19 protein-coding genes and 2 riboswitches are annotated in these 19,312 nt (G+C 35.0%); of the genes, 6 read left to right on the top strand and 13 right to left on the bottom strand.

What is annotated here, in order from left to right; translation table 11 throughout:
- Nucleotides 1-39 precede the first annotated feature (39 nt).
- From tsf to thiC, 4 genes are all read left to right on the top strand, one after another.
- Nucleotides 40-1,002: a translation elongation factor Ts gene (gene tsf, locus GOQ24_RS01070; protein ID WP_155092499.1), complete on the top strand. Its 963-nt coding sequence runs from the start codon at nt 40-42 to the stop codon at nt 1,000-1,002.
- A gap of 89 nt (nt 1,003-1,091) precedes the next feature.
- Complete coding sequence (locus tag GOQ24_RS01065; protein WP_160338947.1) at nt 1,092-2,270, top strand: dicarboxylate/amino acid:cation symporter; 1,179 nt, start codon at nt 1,092-1,094, stop codon at nt 2,268-2,270.
- A gap of 67 nt (nt 2,271-2,337) precedes the next feature.
- Entirely contained in the window at nt 2,338-2,817 is a 480-nt protein-coding gene (locus GOQ24_RS01060) for a class I SAM-dependent methyltransferase (protein ID WP_160338954.1), read from the top strand.
- Between the two features lie 94 nt (nt 2,818-2,911).
- Nucleotides 2,912-3,010, top strand: a riboswitch (TPP riboswitch).
- 320 nt (nt 3,011-3,330) lie between these two features.
- A complete protein-coding gene (gene thiC / locus GOQ24_RS01055) occupies nt 3,331-5,145 on the top strand; it encodes a phosphomethylpyrimidine synthase ThiC (RefSeq protein ID WP_160338946.1) in 1,815 nt (604 codons plus the stop codon).
- A 299-nt stretch (nt 5,146-5,444) separates the two neighbouring features.
- On the opposite strand, the gene aat is transcribed toward thiC, so the two are convergent.
- The 3 genes from aat to GOQ24_RS01040 are packed head-to-tail and all read right to left on the bottom strand — an operon-like array spanning nt 5,445 to nt 7,703.
- Nucleotides 5,445-6,089: a leucyl/phenylalanyl-tRNA--protein transferase gene (aat, locus tag GOQ24_RS01050; RefSeq protein ID WP_155092496.1), complete on the bottom strand. Its 645-nt coding sequence runs from the start codon at nt 6,087-6,089 to the stop codon at nt 5,445-5,447.
- Between the two features lie 54 nt (nt 6,090-6,143).
- Nucleotides 6,144-6,800: a DUF3127 domain-containing protein gene (locus GOQ24_RS01045; RefSeq protein WP_160338945.1), complete on the bottom strand. Its 657-nt coding sequence runs from the start codon at nt 6,798-6,800 to the stop codon at nt 6,144-6,146.
- 30 nt (nt 6,801-6,830) lie between these two features.
- Nucleotides 6,831-7,703: a flavin reductase family protein gene (locus GOQ24_RS01040; protein ID WP_160338944.1), complete on the bottom strand. Its 873-nt coding sequence runs from the start codon at nt 7,701-7,703 to the stop codon at nt 6,831-6,833.
- Between the two features lie 131 nt (nt 7,704-7,834).
- Between GOQ24_RS01040 and GOQ24_RS01035 the strand changes: the two genes are divergently transcribed.
- Nucleotides 7,835-8,986 carry a sensor histidine kinase gene (locus GOQ24_RS01035; protein WP_155092493.1) on the top strand — a complete coding sequence of 384 codons (1,152 nt, stop codon included), beginning with the start codon at nt 7,835-7,837 and terminating at the stop codon, nt 8,984-8,986.
- A 42-nt stretch (nt 8,987-9,028) separates the two neighbouring features.
- On the opposite strand, the gene GOQ24_RS01030 is transcribed toward GOQ24_RS01035, so the two are convergent.
- A complete protein-coding gene (locus tag GOQ24_RS01030) occupies nt 9,029-9,418 on the bottom strand; it encodes an HIT family protein (RefSeq protein ID WP_155092492.1) in 390 nt (129 codons plus the stop codon).
- Between the two features lie 16 nt (nt 9,419-9,434).
- Complete coding sequence (greA, locus tag GOQ24_RS01025; protein ID WP_155092491.1) at nt 9,435-9,911, bottom strand: transcription elongation factor GreA; 477 nt, start codon at nt 9,909-9,911, stop codon at nt 9,435-9,437.
- 149 nt (nt 9,912-10,060) lie between these two features.
- On the opposite strand from greA, the gene GOQ24_RS01020 reads away from it, so the two are divergent.
- Nucleotides 10,061-10,531: a hypothetical protein gene (locus GOQ24_RS01020; protein WP_160338943.1), complete on the top strand. Its 471-nt coding sequence runs from the start codon at nt 10,061-10,063 to the stop codon at nt 10,529-10,531.
- A 62-nt stretch (nt 10,532-10,593) separates the two neighbouring features.
- Here the strand turns inward: GOQ24_RS01020 and GOQ24_RS01015 are convergent, their stop codons facing one another.
- From GOQ24_RS01015 to GOQ24_RS00980, 8 genes are all read right to left on the bottom strand, one after another.
- Entirely contained in the window at nt 10,594-12,744 is a 2,151-nt protein-coding gene (locus tag GOQ24_RS01015; protein ID WP_160338942.1) for a TonB-dependent receptor, read from the bottom strand.
- Between the two features lie 78 nt (nt 12,745-12,822).
- A riboswitch (TPP riboswitch) is annotated at nt 12,823-12,910 on the bottom strand.
- Between the two features lie 30 nt (nt 12,911-12,940).
- Nucleotides 12,941-13,621 (bottom strand): glycosyltransferase family 32 protein, encoded by a 681-nt coding sequence (locus GOQ24_RS01010; RefSeq protein WP_155092488.1) that lies wholly within the window; start codon nt 13,619-13,621, stop codon nt 12,941-12,943.
- A 100-nt stretch (nt 13,622-13,721) separates the two neighbouring features.
- Nucleotides 13,722-14,120 carry an alternative ribosome rescue aminoacyl-tRNA hydrolase ArfB gene (arfB, locus tag GOQ24_RS01005; protein ID WP_155092487.1) on the bottom strand — a complete coding sequence of 133 codons (399 nt, stop codon included), beginning with the start codon at nt 14,118-14,120 and terminating at the stop codon, nt 13,722-13,724.
- Nucleotides 14,101-14,724, bottom strand: a complete 624-nt coding sequence (gene pnuC / locus GOQ24_RS01000; RefSeq protein ID WP_155092486.1) for a nicotinamide riboside transporter PnuC — start codon at nt 14,722-14,724, stop codon at nt 14,101-14,103. The genes arfB and pnuC overlap by 20 nt, the downstream gene beginning before the upstream one ends.
- A gap of 82 nt (nt 14,725-14,806) precedes the next feature.
- On the bottom strand, nt 14,807-15,517 hold the full coding sequence (locus tag GOQ24_RS00995) for a Bax inhibitor-1 family protein (protein ID WP_160338941.1): 711 nt from the start codon (nt 15,515-15,517) through the stop codon (nt 14,807-14,809).
- Nucleotides 15,518-15,567: 50 nt separating this feature from the next.
- Nucleotides 15,568-16,185, bottom strand: coding sequence for a 4'-phosphopantetheinyl transferase family protein (locus GOQ24_RS00990; protein ID WP_160338940.1), 618 nt, complete (start codon nt 16,183-16,185; stop codon nt 15,568-15,570).
- A gap of 149 nt (nt 16,186-16,334) precedes the next feature.
- Nucleotides 16,335-16,784 (bottom strand): large conductance mechanosensitive channel protein MscL, encoded by a 450-nt coding sequence (gene mscL / locus GOQ24_RS00985; RefSeq protein ID WP_155092483.1) that lies wholly within the window; start codon nt 16,782-16,784, stop codon nt 16,335-16,337.
- 57 nt (nt 16,785-16,841) lie between these two features.
- The gene (locus GOQ24_RS00980) at nt 16,842-19,280 is read right to left on the bottom strand and encodes a bifunctional UDP-N-acetylmuramoyl-tripeptide:D-alanyl-D-alanine ligase/alanine racemase (protein ID WP_160338939.1); all 2,439 of its coding nucleotides are present in this window, start codon (nt 19,278-19,280) and stop codon (nt 16,842-16,844) included.
- Nucleotides 19,281-19,312: the final 32 nt, after the last annotated feature.

The following is a 19,312-nucleotide window of genomic DNA, read 5'->3' as shown; positions in this document are numbered from 1 at the left end:
ATAACGACTTTTTTTATTAACTATTTAATACAACGAACAATGGCAAATATTACTGCTGCAGAAGTAAACAAGCTAAGACAAATTACAGGTGCCGGAATGATGGACTGTAAAAAAGCTTTAGTAGAGGCTGAAGGTGACTTCGATAAAGCTATCGAAGTGTTACGTAAAAAAGGACAAAAAGTTGCTGCTAACCGTTCTGACCGTGAGTCAAGCGAAGGAGTAGCTATTTCTTACGTAAATGATACTAAAACTAGAGGAGTTGTTATCACATTAAACTGTGAAACTGACTTCGTAGGTAAAAATGATTCTTTCGTTGCTCTTGCAAAAGAAATGGTTCAAAAAGCAATCAACTTCAACACAAAAGAAGAATTCTTAGCTTCTGAATTTGAAGGTATGACTGTAGCTGACAAGTTAATCGAGCAAACTGGAGTTATCGGTGAGAAAATTGAAATCGGATCTTTCGAAGTTTTAGAAGGAGCTTATATCGGTACTTACATCCACGGTAACAAAATTGCTGCTATCACTGCTTTATCTGCTGTAATTGCAAAAGCTGAGGAGTTAGGAAAAGATATCTCTATGCAAGTTGCTTCTATGGGAGCTGAAACATTGTCTTACAAAGATTTCGATCCAGAGTTCGTAGCTAAAGAAACTGAAGCTCGTATTGCTGTTATCGTAAAAGAAAATGAAGAATTAGTACGTTTAGGAAAAACTCTTAAAAATGTACCTCAATATATTTCTTACGCTCAAATTACTGACGAAGTATTAAAACAAGCGGAAGAAGATGCTAAAGCTGAATTAAAAGCTGAAGGTAAACCAGAAAATATTTGGGATAGAATTTTACCTGGTAAAATTCAACGTTTCATCAGTGACAACACTACTTTAGATCAAGAGAAAGCTTTATTAGACCAAAACTTTATTAAAGATGAGTCTAAAAAAGTTGGAGAATACGTGAAAGGTTTTGGTGTAGAAATCACTGGATTCAAAAGAGCTTCTTTAGGTTAATCAACAACCTTTTAGCAATATTTATAAAAGCCTCAGTTAATTCTGAGGCTTTTTTTTATTACTTTTACCAAGCACAACTAGTTTTTATTATGAAATTTTTAAAAAACAACCTATTAATACAGATTATTATTGCTATCGTGTTAGGTAGCGTGTTAGGTAACCGCCTCCCAGAATCAATTGGGAGAATATTCAGCACTTTTAATAGTGTTTTCGGAGGATTTTTAAAATTTATTGTTCCCCTGATCATCATTGGTCTAATAGTACCAGCAATTGGAAATATTGGTAAAAATGCCGGTAAACTTTTATTAATTACCACCGCCATTGCTTATAGCTCTACGCTATTCGCTGGATTTATCTCGTATGGAGTAAGTATTACTACTTTCCCTAATATTTTAGCCACTGAACAGCTGGGCAATATCACAGAATCTACTAAGAACTTGGAATCTTATTTTGATATCGCTATGCCCCCCATGTTTGACGTTATGAGTGCTCTCGTTATCTCTTTTCTGTTAGGAATAGGAATATCAAAAGGTAATTTCACGTATTTAGAGGGTGTTTTTAACGACTTTCAGAGCATCATTATGTCTGTTATCAATAAAGCAATCATTCCCTTCTTACCGCTGTTTATATTCGGTATATTCTTGAATATGACTTATAACGGTCAAGTATTCGTTGTACTGGATACGTTTGTAAAAATAATCGGAGTGATCTTTATCCTACACGTCTTTGTATTAGTATTCCAATATGTAATTGCAGGTACAATAAGTAAACAAAATCCTTTCAAGCTGATGAAGAATATGCTACCCGCCTACTTCACTGCTTTAGGAACACAATCTTCTGCTGCAACAATTCCAATTACATTAGAGCAGACAATAAAAAATAATGTCGATCCAAAAATTGGAGGATTTACAGTACCTCTATGTGCAACCATTCACTTAGCTGGAAGTACCTTGAAGATAGTTGCATGTGCTATTGCATTGATGTTGGTACAAGGTCAAACAGTTGATTTTACCCTCATGGTTGGATTTATTTTTATGTTGGGAATCACTATGGTAGCTGCACCAGGAGTACCAGGAGGTGCTATTATGGCTTCATTAGGTGTATTAGCCTCTATCTTAGGATTCGATATGGAGCAACAAAGTTTAATGATTGCACTTTATATCGCTATGGATAGTTTTGGAACAGCATGTAATGTTATGGGAGATGGAGCTATCGCTATTATCGTAAACAAAATATCGAAAAGTAAAACTATACCAGCAGAAGCTTAATACAATTCAGTTCGTTTAAAATACCATGTACGAAAAAACATATCCAAGTAAGAGATTTAGAAAGACAATGGAGTTTGTCAATAAACATATTGCGAAAGACTCAACTATTCTAGACTTAGGGGTAGTTAATCCGCTTTCTAAAATTATGCAAGAAAGTGGATTCAAAGTTATCAATACCACCGGAGAAGATTTAGATGAAGATCAGAGTGCTTTAACAAATAGAGATTACGAAGTCTTAACGGCTTTTGAAATTTTAGAACACTTACTAAATCCTTATACAGTACTTAAATCATGTAAGGCTAATAAAATTGTAATATCAGTTCCGTTGAGATTGTGGTTTAGCACTGCCTATAGAAGTAAAACGGATATGTTAGACAGACATTATCACGAATTTGAACCTTGGCAATTAGATTGGCTTGTACAAAAAGCAGGATATAAGATCATCGATAGAGATATGTGGACACACCCAATCAAAAAGTTAGGTATCAGACCTCTCTTGAGGTGGTTTACTCCAAGATACTATATTCTTTATGCAGAAAAAATATAAATAGAAACGCTGAGATTAGTTCTCAGCGTTTTTTATTTGGCCGATGAGGAACAAGCGGGTAATTTGTTTGCTAATGATTAATGGCTATATTTGCCTCAAGCTTTAGGGGTGTCTACACAAATTGTAGGCTGAGACTTCACCCTTTGAACCTGATCTGGTTAATACTAGCGTAGGGAAAAGTAAGATGACTTCATTAAATAGGTACGACCGTGCCTTCTTGTAGCCATTCCTAAAGTTATATCTCATAAGAACAAAAGGAATGGAACTTAAAATCTATAAACACAGCGTACCGTTTTTCTGTGACGAACGATTCACTTGCAAACAGCTTACTGTAAGCCTTACTGCAATACAAAGACAGAGAACTGTAAAGGTCAATAGGTCTACTAACGTCAATACTATCTCACCCATGCAGCAATTGTCTATAAGTAAGGATATACCTAATAATCACACGTACTACAATCAAGTGGTTCCATTCAATCTAACAAGTATTTACTCATTAAACTAAATAAGACAATGGAACAACACAGCATTTCACAGACGCCTTTTCCCAACTCAAAAAAAGTGTATATCAAGGGAACGATCTACCCTATTCAAGTAGCAATGAGAGAAATCTCACTAAGCGACACTAAACTCTCCAATGGAACCACAGAACACAATCCCCCCGTCACAGTATACGACACTTCTGGCCCCTACACAGATCCAAACATTACAATCGATATCCGCCAAGGAATACCACGCCTAAGAGAACAGTGGATCATAGACAGAGAGGATGTAGATATTCTAAGATCAATCACTTCAGAGTACGGCAAAGCAAGATTGGCAGATGAAAAACTCAATCATTTGCACTTCGAATTTAGACACAACCCTAAAGTGGCTAAAGAAGGAGCTAACGTAACTCAATTATTCTATGCTAAACAGGGAATAATCACACCTGAGATGGAATACGTAGCTATCAGAGAAAACCAAAGAATAGAACAGCTAAACAAAGCTACCTCAGCTATGAAGCAGCAGCATCAAGGCAATAGCTTTGGCGCTAATACTCCTAAAAATTTTATTACTCCAGAATTTGTCCGTGAAGAAATAGCCAGTGGACGCGCTATCATTCCAAACAATATCAATCACCCAGAGAGCGAACCCATGATTATTGGTCGTAATTTCTTAGTTAAAATCAATGCAAACATTGGAAATAGCGCAGTTACATCTTCTATAGAAGAAGAAGTAGAGAAAGCAGTATGGGCTTGTCGTTGGGGCGCGGACACCATAATGGACTTATCAACAGGTAAAAACATTCACGAAACAAGAGAGTGGATAATACGCAACTCACCTGTCCCTATAGGTACAGTACCAATTTATCAAGCCTTAGAAAAAGTAAAAGGGATAGCAGAAGATCTAACTTGGGAAATATTCAAAGATACCCTAATCGAACAAGCTGAACAAGGCGTGTCCTATTTCACCATTCATGCAGGCGTACTACTGCGCTACATACACCTCACTGCTAATCGAGTGACAGGCATAGTGTCCCGCGGAGGATCTATAATGGCAAAGTGGTGTTTGTTTCACCATAAGGAGAATTTTCTATATACCCATTTTGAAGAAATCTGCGAGATCATGAAAAAGTACGATATCGCTTTCTCCTTAGGGGATGGTTTAAGGCCAGGTTCAATTGCTGATGCTAATGATGCAGCACAATTTGCAGAATTAGAAACCTTAGGAGAATTAGCCAAAATCGCTTGGAAACACGATGTACAAGTCATGATAGAAGGACCAGGACATGTACCTATGCACATGATTAAAGAAAACATGGAAAAGCAATTACGCGATTGTGGAGAAGCACCCTTTTATACATTAGGACCATTAACTACAGATATTGCACCAGGATATGATCACATCACTTCAGCCATTGGAGCGGCAATGATAGGTTGGTATGGAACAGCCATGCTGTGCTATGTTACTCCCAAAGAACACTTAGGACTACCGAACAAAAAAGACGTAAAAGATGGAGTGATTACCTATAAACTTGCGGCACATGCTGCAGACTTAGCCAAAGGGCATCCAGGAGCACAATACAGAGATAATGCGCTAAGTAAAGCACGTTTTGAGTTTAGATGGGAAGATCAATTCAACTTATCACTAGATCCTGATACGGCAAGAGAATTTCACGACGAGACACTACCTGCAGATGGTGCGAAGGTAGCTCACTTCTGTTCAATGTGTGGACCTAAGTTCTGCTCTATGAAAATATCACAAGAGATTAGAGATACAGCAGAGCAAGGAATGCGTGAAAAGTCAGAAGAATTTATAGAAATGGGAAAGGAACTATACCTCTAAGACATGAGTAAGAATTTCACAGGGGAATTATTTTACACAAAAGAATAGGTCTCCTGTGAGATCTAACCTCTTAACTTATTAACATCAATACTTCATTTATAAACAATAAAAAGGGAGTTTATAAACACGAATAAAGAGTTATCAACATTTTATAGGGGTTAAAAGAGCACTTATCAACAGATATAAAGTAGTTATCAACACTAATAAAGCACAAACACATTAGTTATCAACAAAAAAAGAAAAAAGATATAAAAACTAATACTTATCAACAGAATGAAGAAAGCAATTGAGAAAAAGGACTAACCTTGAAGTAAGTATTCCATAAAAACATCTCGTGGAATTTCTATTGCGCCTAAACTGCTCAAATGATCATTATAAACTTGACAATCTAAGAGTTTGTATCCCATTGACTGGAGATATTGACTTAAGTAAATAAAAGCAACCTTACTTGCGTTAGAAACCTTCGAAAACATACTCTCTCCACAAAAGATATGGCCTAAATCAATTCCATATAACCCACCAACCAAATTGCCATCCTGCCAAACCTCAAAAGATTTAGCAATTCCCATCTCGTGTAAAGTACAATAAGACTCGATCATATCATCCGTAATCCAGGTACCATTTTGCCCTACGCGTTTAATACTTTGACAATTCGTGATTACCTCTCTAAAGCAAGTATTCATGGTAATGCGAAATGAACCTCTATTCAAGACATTACGCATGCTCTTAGAAATGATTAAATTATCAAAAAACAAAACCATACGCGGGTTAGGTGCCCACCAAGTAATAGGTTCACCGTCTTCAAACCAAGGGAAAATACCAGAGTTATAAGCCAACACTAATCTTTCTGGAGAAAGGTCTCCACCTAAGGCAAGTATGCCTGATTCATGAGCTTGATCAACATCTGGAAAACTTAGGTAATGTTCATTTAAGAGAGTAATCATTTAAAAAAAGGTAAAAAAAGTCCCTAAGGTTAACTCAGGGACTTTCTATTTTAATTAAAAAGGTAAATCATCGTGTTCCTCTTCATTATAGCTTGAAGCAGGCGGAAACTGATTTCCTGTATTCTGTTGTCCAAATTGATTAAATTGGTTTTGACCTTGATTCTGAGCATACATTCCTTGGTTTCCTTGATTAAAACCACCTTGTTGCGTTTGTTGCTGTTGGAAACCTTGACCTTGTTGAGCTTGATTATTAAACCCACCTTGTTGATTGTTAAACTGAGAACCATCATTACTTTGGTTAAAACCACCTTGTTGTGTTTGCTGTTGTTGGAATCCCTGGTTCTGTTGACCTTGATTTGCAAAACCACCTTGGTTCATATTATTACCACCAAATCCTTGATTAGGCATTTGTTGCATATCAGGACCTGGTTGTCCAGCAGCAGCTTTCTCAATTCTCCATCCTTGAATTGTATTGAAGTATCTCGTTTCACCTTGTGGGCTTACCCATTCTCTTCCTCTCAAATTAATTGAAACACGAACAGGTTCTCCAACTTGAAATGTATCTAACAAACTAACTCTATCTTGAGTAAACTCAATCATAATATGTTGTGGATACTGCTCATCTGTTGTTACGACAACCTCTCTTTTTCTAAAACTTGAACTAATATCTTGAATATGTCCAATCAATTTGATTCTTCCTGTAACTTCCATTGTATAAATATTTTCCTCGTTTTTTATTAACTATTTTGCCAGTATGGTTTTCCAAGCCAAAGGTACATTATTTTCTTCTAAATACTTTTTAGCCAATGCAAATTTATCATTTACATTTCCACCTTGCAAGATATCACTTAATTCATTATTTGACTCTACGAATTTCAAAATATCTTCTTCTCTTGGCAAGTGCTCTACATTGCCTAAAATCCCCAAGTCATTTCCATTAAAAACACCACTATCCAAAGCTTCGCGTGGTATAACATCAACTCCTACTCCCAATGTGGTCAAAGGTTTTTCTACTTCAAACATCCCCTCATTAGCTCGTGAGTACCAATTGCCCCCCATGCGAGAAACTAAGTCTAATTTAGTTTGATCTATTTTCCCATCACTAGTCAGGATACGCTCATCAATGTGCATTTTGACAACTTCACAAATCACTAAATTACCAGCTCCTCCTTCATTTCCTAAACCAATTACCTCTTGCACAATGCATTCAAACTGCACTGGGCTTTCTTTAACTCTAAATGGCCTAACCTCGTCCGATGGAATCATGGTAAAACCTGCCTTAATAAATTCATTAACACCATCCTTATACTCAGTACTTGACAAAGAAGTTTGCTGTACCATATCATATGTCACGACATTTATAACTACTTGCATTGTCGCTTGTACATTGAATAATGTATGCTTACATGTATTATCCCTTACCCTTCTCGAAGGTGAAAATACCAAAATGGGAGGATTAGCGCTAAACAAATTAAAGAAGCTAAAAGGGGAAAGATTGGGCTTATCATCAGCATCCAAAGTACTAGCTAACGCAATAGGACGAGGGCCAACAGAACTCTGTAAGAAACCCTGTAGTTCCACTACGCTAATATCACTTGGTTTTATAGTCTTCATAATGTTATATTTTTGTAAAGTAGTAAATTTACAAAAGCTTTTAGAAAGGGAAAATTTTATAAGGATACAATTCTAAAAGAACTTTCTCGTTTAATTTACATACTTTTATATACGCTAATAATAATACGCAATTGAATAACAAAAAGGAAATAATACGTTGGCTTCTTGTAACAGCAGCTTTTTTCACTCTTGTACTAATTTTGTGGAATACTTATACCTTCTTCCAAATGTACAAAGAAGAAGAACGTATTAAAATGAACATCTGGGCGGAAACGACCAATACATTATACAATGCGAAACTAAGCGATACAAGTTTAGGACTCTCTCTTCTTATTCTGACAGAGAACAAGACTATTCCAATTGTACAAACTACTGAAAAAGACAGTATACTATCCTTTATTAATGTAGATGAACGAATAGTAAACAACCCTAAGAAAGCGCAGGATTACTTAAAGAAATTAAAATCACAAAATACTCCGATGGAAGTAAAAATAGGTGATGAAATCCAATATTTATATTATGGTAACTCATCCCTATTAACTAAACTCAAATACTATCCAATATCATTAGTTTTAGTATTTCTATTTTTCTCTGTACTTATCTTCAATTTTTATAGGAGCCATAGAAGTGCTATGCAAAATAAGCTTTGGACAGGTATGGCCAAAGAAACAGCGCATCAAATTGGAACTCCACTATCTTCCCTACTCGGATGGATTGAGATAATGAAGCTTGAAAACGTAGATGAGCAGATTACATCAGAAATTCACAAGGATGTAGCTCGCTTGCAAACAATTGCTGATCGCTTTTCTAAAATAGGATCTAAACCTCAACTTAGTCCCTACGATATTGTAGAAGAAACAAGAAAGACTTTTGAGTATCTCAGTCCTCGAAATTCTAAACAAATTGAATATACAATCAACCTACCTGACTACCCAATTATGATTCCTCTAAACAAAGAGCTTCACAGTTGGACAATTGAAAACTTAATCAAAAACGCCATTGATGCAATGAAAGGTATAGGTAAGTTAGACATTCTCATACAGGATAACAACAAAACTGTAAACATATTCATTACGGACACGGGCAGTGGGATCCCAAAGAAACTTCACTCAAAAATATTTGAGCCAGGCTATACAACCAAGAAAAGAGGTTGGGGATTAGGACTATCACTTACCAAGAGAATAGTAGAGCAATTTCAAAGTGGAAAAATTAAAGTTTATCACTCAGAAGTAGGCAAAGGCACAACTTTCTGCTTGACATATAAAAAACAAAAAAGTCGATAAGAAATTATCGACTTTTTTGTTTTTATTAGAAACTCAATTCCCTTACAAGGCAGCTTTAATAGCTTCAGTAACTTGCTCGAATTCAGCTGTCGTTAATTTCTCCTTCTTAGTAAAGCGCATATCATCCATTTCTTGTAAAGGGATTAGATGCACATGAACATGAGGAACTTCTAAACCGACAACAGCCATACCAACTCGCTTACATGGTATTGCTTTTTCTAAAGCTATAGCCACTTTTCTCGAAAACTTCATTAGCTCTAAATAATGATCCTCATCCATGTCAAAGATCTTATTTATTTCTTTCTTCGGAATACACAAAGTATGACCTTTAGCATTAGGATTAATGTCCAAAAAAGCTAAGAAATTATCATCCTCTGCCACTTTATAAGCAGGCAACTCCCCACTTATAATCTTTGTAAATATTGAGCTCATATTAATATCTTTTTAATTAATCTCTACCTATCTCAAGAATCTCAAACTTCATAATTCCATTTGGAACTTGAATTTCAGCAACATCTCCTACACTCTTACCTAAAAGTCCTCTACCTATAGGTGAAGTAACAGATATCTTTCCAGTTTTCAAATCAGCTTCACTTTCTGCAACTAATGTATATGTAATTTGCATTCCATTCGCCTGATTTTTGATCTTAACCTTAGATAATACTAACACTTTAGAGTTATCTAACTGTGATTCATCAATTAATCTTGCACTAGCAACAACTTCTTCTAATTTAGCAATTTTAAGTTCCAATAAACCTTGTGCTTCCTTAGCTGCATCGTACTCCGCATTTTCCGATAAATCTCCCTTGTCCCTAGCTTCAGCAATTGCTTGAGAAGCCTTCGGACGCTCAACACTTTTTAACTGCTCTAATTCGTCTTTCAATTTCTTTAGTCCTTCAGCAGTATAATACGAAATCTTACTCATAATTAATGGTTTATATAAATAGAAAAAATCCCATAAATACGGGATTTCTTACAATATTGTATTTTTTTTACGTTTCTATGTTATTAACTGTGTCCTTCAACACTTTGTCAAAGTTAAATAATTAAATTTGTTTTACAAATATTTAGACAATGAAAAAAACATTAGTGCTTTTTACCACAATAATCTTAATAACAAGCTGTTCAAAAAGTGATATCAATAATTCAAATCCCTATCTACCAAGTCAGAATGTAAGTTTAAGTATTCCCTTATCCTATGCTGATAACTTAAGATATCCAGGTGGAGTCTACGTAGATCGGTCAGCTCAAGCAGGTATTTCAGGTGTAGCTATTTACTCGTCAAATGGAATGAATGAATATTACAGTTATGAACTAACTTGCCCCAATCACCATATACAAGCAGATGGTTCTTCCATACTTATTCAAGACCCTACTCGCAAAACATTTTTCTATTGTACTGCAACACATCTGCACAATGGAGAAAAAGTTTATTACGATATAGCTACAGGAGCTTGGGGGAGACCTGTAGGTATAAAGCTTGAATATGCTTTAAAGGCGTATCCTACCAAGAAACAAGGAGACGTTATCTATGTAAACTATTAATAAAAAAAAGAGGTTTTTTAAACCTCTTTCTTTTATTAATCCACAACTCTTATTTCAGCGTTTTAAAACTTAATTGTTACCCCCCCTAAAATATTAAACTCTGCTTGGGAATAATAAGCAGGTCCCCAATCAGTATCATAATATCCATTTGATATATACTTGACATTAAAAATATTATTTGCTAAAACTGATACCCCTATAGACTTTACCCATCCTTTAATAGGGAACTCGTAGGTCGCATTTAAATCATTAATAAAATAGGAATCCAACTTAGACTCTTTAGCATCTATATTAGCCATATATTGCTCCCCTACAAACTTAGTTAACAAAGAAACACTCATACCCTTTATAGGCAGATAAGTCAGTGTATTCGACGCTATAAAATCAGGAGAAAAAGCGATATTAGTTGTTCCTAAATTAACTGATTGTTCGTCTATGTTTGTCTTAAAGTTCTTATTCTTATTTGTGCTTATAGTTAAACTCGGAGACCAATACACTTTATCTAAGACTTTTACATTTGCTTCGACCTCAAGTCCAAGTCTATAACTATCACCACTATTAGCTCTCAACATCCCCCCTACGTCATTGATTTCTCCTGTAAGTATCAATTGATCTTTATAATCCATCAAATAAGCATTCACATTGATTGAGGCTCTCTCTCCTTTGTGACGCCATCCTAATTCATAATCATTTAATTTCTCCGCTTTGGGCTTTCCAAGTCCTTCATAATCTTTTCTATTCGGCTCTCTATTTGCACGAGCATAAGAAAAGTAAAACTGATTCTGATTATCCAATTGGTAAGTTACTCCTCCTTTAGGATTAAAGAAGTTAAACTTGTCATTTACAAGCCCTGTTTCAATTCCATTAGCTTCATAGGTAACCCTTCTATACTGCATATCTCCAAACAGACTCCATTTATCAACAAATTGCCAAGTTGCTTTAGCATAGAAATTCATATCTGTTTTAACAGCATCATCGCGATAATATTCCTGTTTGTACGAATGCTTTACCGCTTCCTTTACCCATAGTATTTCTCCAAAGTGATCACCTTCGTACTTATTCGCTCCTCCACCTAAAACTACACTAAGCTTATCCGTAGCGTACTTGGTATTGAAAACCATTCCATAAAAGTGATTATCCAAGTGTTTGCGTCTTATCAAGTCACTCTCGCGAATATCCTTCCCGTCAACTATTACAGGAGATAGTCCATAACTTTCTAAATCTTGCTTCTTTTTATAATTTTCGTAATAACCATCTCCCTTCGTATAATGCAAAGAGACGTTAGAAGACCATGCGTCGTTCCATCTTTCAGTCCAGTGAAGTTGATAGTGTTTTTGAATATAGTTATCCGTTTCATTCTTATAAAACTGCTCGTTTCCATTATCATCCTTATACTTTCCTGCAGGGTTATAACGTCTACCGTATTTATCAAGGTCATCTTGATAAACTCCACTCCATGCTTGATACGTTTTTTGCTTACCGCCAAAAACCAGTGCTTTAATCATAGTAGTTTCACCCACATAAGCCCCTTGTAAAAAGTATGATTTCATATCTGCCGAGGCTCTATCGATATATCCATCTGACTTCATATCAGACAATCTACCTGCCAACTCAAATTTGTTGTTGATTAACCCTGTACTAAACTTAGCAGTTGATTTCCTTGTATTATAACTACCAAAGCTATTTGAAATTTCACCATTAGCTTCATGTGAAAACTCATCTGTATTAAGGTTTAAACTTGCACCAAATGCCGCAGCTCCATTAGTTGATGTACCAACACCTCTTTGCAATTGGATATTTTGTACAGAAGAAGTAAAATCAGGCATATTCACCCAGAAAGATCCTTGAGACTCACCATCGTTATAAGGAATACCATTCAAGGTCACATTGACACGAGTAGCGTCAGACCCCCTAACTCGAAAACTTGAATACCCTATACCAGCACCAGCATCAGTAGTTGTAACAACAGATGGCAAAAGACCTAACAATGAAGGGATATCTTGACCCAAATTGCGTTTGCTTAATTCGCGTTTACTAACATTTGTAAAAGCGATAGGTGTTTTCTCATCAATATGAGTAGCTGACAACACGATTTCATTCAAGGCAGTATGCTGAATGCTATCATTTACTACTTTGTCTTGAGCCACCCCTAATACAGGTAGACTTATGGCAAGGCCACACACTAAAAATGATTTTGAAAATTTATTTTTCATTCGTAAAAAAAGTATTTTTCACAAATAAAAGGGGCAATTATTTCTATTGATTAATAATTACACTTATTCCATTACAACAAAGAAATGTTGTTTACTCCCTTGGCAGCATTACCCGCCCAGGTTCTATGGGTATGATCTCAGCCGTAAGGCACCCCTTTGAGATTTTATGTTGCAAATATAGGCACTCTTCTTTCATTTACAAACCAAAGAAAGACTTTATCCATTCCTTGCGATTTTTACCACCTTGCCACGAACCAGTAAAATGGTGAATTGTAAAGGTATTATCTGTTAAATGACATACACCTGTTTTTGTACATATAGGACTAAAATACGAAGTGGGAAATATAGCTACATTATTTGCTAACCTCTGCATCCTATCCTCTAATACTAAACCTTTTTCCTTAATCTTCTTAGTGACGTGAATTGTATTCGGCGTAGTGTAGTATTTCTTATAAGGGTGGTACTTTCTATAAAAAGTCTTATTACTATAAAAATCTAATAATTCATTTATAATTGGGTGATTTGGAACCGCACCAATAACAGCGGTACTTAAAAGTTTATCCGATTCAAAACCACAAAAAAAGCTAAAGTCTAAAAAAGAATCCAACTCTTGAAGCACTTCAACATCAGTATCAAAATAAACTCCTCCATGCAATTTTAAAGCGTGTAATCGACAAACATCAGATACAAAAGCATATTTCTTCTCAGCATAGGCTTCCTGGACAAATTTTAGCTCAGTTACATCAAAGTTGTCTTCATTCCAAAACATAATCTCGTATTCAGGTAAATACTTGTGAAATGAGTTTAAACACATTTGTACTTTATCAGAATATGGTTTTTTTCCAAACCAACACAGGTGTATTATCTTCGGTATCATCTATTTATTCGCTTAAATATTCTATACCAATAATACTGTTAATCCCCTTTTTGAATGTTAGATAATCATTATCAATTTGCTATTCTATATTATCAAATCATTAAAAAATACGCTTTCGCAAAGCTTTCTTTAGTGAGATTTTTTCCTTTGTTTCCTTTCTCTTTTGCACTATGCGTTTAGGTGTTTTTGTTGCCTTTCTCTCTTTTTGAGTTGCTAATCCTTTACTCAACAAGTCAAAAAGCTTTTGGATAACTATTTCTCTATTCTTAATTTGACTACGTGTAGTATCTGCTTCAATAATCAAGATTCCTTCTTTATTAAATCTATTTTTCAGACGTTCAAAAAGAAGTTCCCTCTCTTCGTTAGTGATACCTTGAGATAACTTTGCATTCCAAAAAAGTACAACTTTTGAAGATACTTTATTTACATGCTGACCTCCAGCACCACCACTTCGAACTGCTTTAAAATCACATTCCTTTTCAATTATTTCTCTTATCATTTTCCAAAATTTTATACCACGAAATATAAGCCATCGTAGCCATTACTGTAAAGATAGCAAATTGAACCGCTAAAATCCCCAGACCTCTATAAGCATAAAGAGGTATAGAAATAAGATCAGCAAAAATCCATAAAGTCCAATTCTCTATCTTCTTTAAAGCCATAAAATACATACCCGTAAAGAACACACCTGAAGTAAAAATATCAATGTAATTCTCTGGTTCAATCTTATTGCCAACTAAAGTATAAACAACGTAAATAACAACAAGAGTTACTAAAAAGATAGCTAAACCGATGACTTTCTCTCTTGAATTAGTTCTACTTATCTTTAAAACTTTTTCATTGTTCTCTACCCGTGACCAATTATACCAACCGAATACACTCATAATTGAATAGTATCCATTCAAAATCATATCACCCAAATAACCAGCTACGTATAAAAGATAAACACTAATAACAGTAGCTATTATTCCGGTAGGATAAACTAAAATATTCTCTTTTCCCGCATACCATACACTTAATATTCCAAAAAGAAAAACGATGGACTCTAATACAATTTGTAACAATGGAGCATCTTTATACACCCCAAAAAAGAAATCAAACATGAGATCACTTATTATCTATTTACTATAAAAAAACCACATTATAGCTATAATGTGGTTCAAATGTAACTTATATTTTTTTATATTAATTATTTCTACCAGTTAGTATATTTAGGATATACCACAATAACAGCATCAGAGAGGCAAATAAAGACAAAGAAGCTGCAACATATTGATCTGCCGCAAACTTATTTTTAACCTGCCAAGTATCGTATAAAATAGCTGCAGATGCTAAGGCAACCATAGCAAAAGAAAACCATAAACCAATACTAAATCCAAACAAGATTCCAGCTACTATAACTCCTAAAGCTAAAAATGATCCAATTGTTATTATTGATCTTAAGATTGAAAAATTCGCATTAGTAGCAAATACTACTCCTGTCAATCCACCAAATAACGCTAAAGTCATTACACCTGCTTGAGAAACAAGCGAAAAGTCTCCTGTTTTACTAACAGCTATTACTATTAGAGGAACAAAAAGAAAAGCTTGTGCCAAAATATACAACGCGTAACCAGCATATTGTTTTGGCTTGCTTGCAGAATTATAAGCTAAGTTTTGAGCGATATAGCTAACTCCCATAAAAGCTCCTAAAATCATTAACCATGCGTACTTAGTATCTACCATAAATGACATCATACCATCTACAACTAAAGGCGTGTTTAATAAAACAGCTTCAAAAATCACAAATAGAAGTACCCCTAAAGCCAAACTTCCATAAGTTCTCTTATAGAATTGTGTTCTAACTGCTTCTGACTCTAAAGCAACAGGTGTTGCAAAATCTAAATTATTCTCCATATACCATTTAATATTTTGACGAAAATACAAAAAGATTACAATTTACAATACTACTTTAACTGCTCAATTGCATAAACTAAAGTAAAGCCCGATAAATTAACAGTATAGTAACAAAAATCCTTATTAATACTATCTCCTTTTACACTTGCCTTACCATCGAGAGTTACATGCATATGATCTTTAAAACTAATTCCCTTCGAATCACACATTTTAAACATGGCTTCTTTTGCACACCATATCTTAGTCAAAACATTGATTGGATGTTCACTCTTGCCCACAAAAAGAAGTTCTTCGTCATTACAAAACTTTTCTGCAATGCGAAATATCTTCTCTCTAATTTTTTCAACATCGATACCCACAGAGACATTACCCACAATGATAGTAGCATACTCAAATGAATGCGAGATTGAAATAAATTTCCCATCAATCAAATAAGGTTTTCCATTTCCATCATAAAGCAAATCAAAATCACTGTAGCCAATTCCATTCAAAAGTTGTCTTATAGCTAAAAACCCCTTTTGATGTACTTGCGATTTCATCCCTTGCAAACGCTTTTGAGTTTCTACTCTTAAACACAAACCAGCCAACAACTCCTCTATTGACTCCTCTACTTTCCAAACATAGGCTTTAACATCAGCTGAATGTTCGATCACTTGAATTAATGGCATTTCAAAAATTTTCTTTAAAAGGCAAAAATACTTAATTTTTATATTACTCAATCACAACGTGAAATACCAAACACAAACATTAGATAAACAAAAAAGAGCGGTACTTAAAGCACCACTCTTTTCTAAAAACTTTATTCTCAAAAGAAATCTTATTTCTGATTTTTAAGTAAATCTCTGATTTCAGCTAACAAATCTTCTTGTGAAGGAGCTTTTGGCTCTTCAACTGCTGGTGCTTCTTCCACCGCTGCTTCTTCTGCTTTTCTCAATTTGTTGATTCCTTTAACCATCAAGAATACACATAAAGCCAATAATGTAAAGTTAATTACCTCAGTAATAAAACTACCGTAAGCAAAAACAACATTACCGTCTATTCCTCTCGCTGCTGCTAAAGGAGCTCCATCGGCTGCTTCACCTTTTAGTACTAAATACATATTACTAAAATCAGGTGTACCAATAATCGCAGATACAACAGGCATGATTACATCATTTACAACACTTGTTACAATTTTACCAAATGCTCCCCCAATGATTACCCCAACTGCTAAGTCCATCACGTTCCCTTTTACAGCGAACTCTTTAAACTCTTTTAAAAATCCCATAGTTATTTTCTTTTTACGGTTATTAATAAATTCTTACTTCGCAAAAATATAACATTTTTAGTCTTGAAAAAAAATTCTTTTAACTCTTTGTGCAATATTAGTCAAAATCTCGTAGGGTATGGTGTTCAAAGCATCTGATATGATTGTAACGGGGAGTTTTTCACCGAAAATCACTACTTCATCACCTTCTTTACATTCGAGATTTGTCACATCTACCATCAACATATCCATACAAATTGCACCAACTATCATTGCTTTCGATCCATTAACTAACACATAACCAACACCATTACCCCAAGATCGACTTATACCATCTGCATAGCCAATTGGAACCGTTGCTATGGTGCGTCTACCATTTGCTCGATACCTTCTTCCATACCCTACACTCTCAGTATCTTCTATATCTTTAACTTGCATAATTCTGGTTTTCAATGTACTGACATTCTGCAATTTACTCATCTCTTGTACATCATTACCTACACCGTACAAACCTATACCCAACCTAACCATATCCATTTGATACTCGGCAAAATTATAAATCCCCGACGTGTTTAAAATATGGCGTATGGGTTCAATCTCTAAAGAAGAACACAAATAATCAGCATTTTCCTTAAAAGTATGAATTTGCTGCAATGTGAATTCTTTATACTCTGGCATATCACTGGAAGATAAATGAGAGAATATTGACTTCACTTCTACGACATTAGTATAACGCAAGATATCTATCAATTCAGCTAACTCAGATTTGACAAAACCGTGGCGATGCATCCCTGTTTCAAGTTTTATGTGAACAGGATACTGATAACAGTTTCGCTCTCTTGCTACTTTCAAAAAAGCATGCAACTCTCGAATAGAATATACCTCAGGTTCCAAGTCATAAGCTATCATCGCAGAAAAGGCATTTATCTCAGGATTCATGACAATAATCTTCGTTTTCACCCCAGACTTTCTAAGTTCAATACCTTCATCTGCAAAAGCAACACCTAAGTACTCAACATTTTCATGTGAAAGTAATTTCGCAATCTCAAAGCTTCCACTTCCATAACCAAAAGCTTTGACCATGACCATGACTTTTGTTCCAGCATTTAGCTTTGAACGATAAAAGTTTAAATTGTGACGCAGAGCATTTAGATTAACCTCTAAAACAGTTTCATGTGTTTTAGTTTCCAAAAAGCTTACAATTCTATCAAATCGAAAAGCTCTCGCCCCCTTCACTAAGACAGTTTCTTCTTGAAATTCATCTGTAGAAACCTTTTGCAGAAACTCATCTGTTGTCTCATAAAGATAAGTGTTTGGACAATCCGCCAAATACTTGCTAATCTGTTGTCCAATTCCAAAAACTCGAGTAATATTATTTGTTTGCAACAATTCTATGACAGAGAGATAAACTTCATGTTCATTCTTACCACTAAAAAACACATCTGATAATATCACTGTTTTTTTCTTGTTAATCTTGTGCTTTTCTAAAAAGTCTAAAGCAATAACTAAAGATTGATAATCGGCACTATAGGCATCATCTATTAAAGAGCAATTATGCACACCATTAGTAAGTCGAAGCCTCAGCTCTACAGGATAAAGAAGACCAATCCTCTTTGCTATTAAATCATAATCATCCCCTAAGTACAACATAGTAGCGATACAAGTCATGATGTTTTGCACGGAAGTAATATCAGCTAAAGGTACCTCAACGTTGAAAGTAACCTCTTTCTTATATGTAATGGTTAAAGAAGCATTATCCAACGAGCCGTAGATTAACGCGTCTTTATTCCCCAAACTCCAGCCAAAAATCTTATCTTCTCCTACAAACTTCCTAATCAAAGGATCATCTTCACAGATTAAGACCTCCACATCTTTAAAAAGTAGTGCTTTCTCGCGAACTTTATCTTCTAAGCTATCGAAACCATCATTATGCTCGTCTGTGATTGCCGTAAGAATCCCAATCGTCGGCTTGACTATTGGTTCTAAATGAGACATTTCTCCTGAAAGAGAAACACCTACTTCAAAAACACCAAGATTGTGTTTTTCTTCAATTCCAAAAACAGAAAGAGGAACACCTGTCTGTGAGTTATAACTCTTTGGACTTTTAATAATAGAGTAATCCTCACTCAATAAAAAATTGAGCCATTCCTTCACAACAGTCTTCCCTCGACTGCCAGTAATACCAATGACTGGTAAACTAAAATTACTCCTGTGAAAAGAAGCTGCTTTCTGAAAAGCAGCTAACGTATTCTCAACCTTAAAAAAGGTAACATTCTCTCCATATACATCTGGGACTTCACTTACAATAAAGTAATTCACTCCCATGTCGATAAGCTCTGCTATATAATCATGCCCATTGTGGTTCTTACCTACAAGTGCAAAAAACAATGTATGTTCATCATTTAATAGAGACCTACTATCAACAGATATATTGTTTATTTCTAAGGTATTAGGCGTACTATGGCCTACAACTTCTGCACCAATATATTGGCAGAATTTATCTGTATTAAATATCATCACTATCAAATTGAAAAATAGACAAACAAAGG

This window comes from Myroides sp. LoEW2-1 (genome assembly GCF_009767705.1).
Taxonomy (GTDB): domain Bacteria; phylum Bacteroidota; class Bacteroidia; order Flavobacteriales; family Flavobacteriaceae; genus Flavobacterium; species Flavobacterium album_A.
The sequence above is the reverse complement of the archived record's forward strand: the minus strand, read 5'-3'. Positions and strand labels throughout refer to the sequence as shown.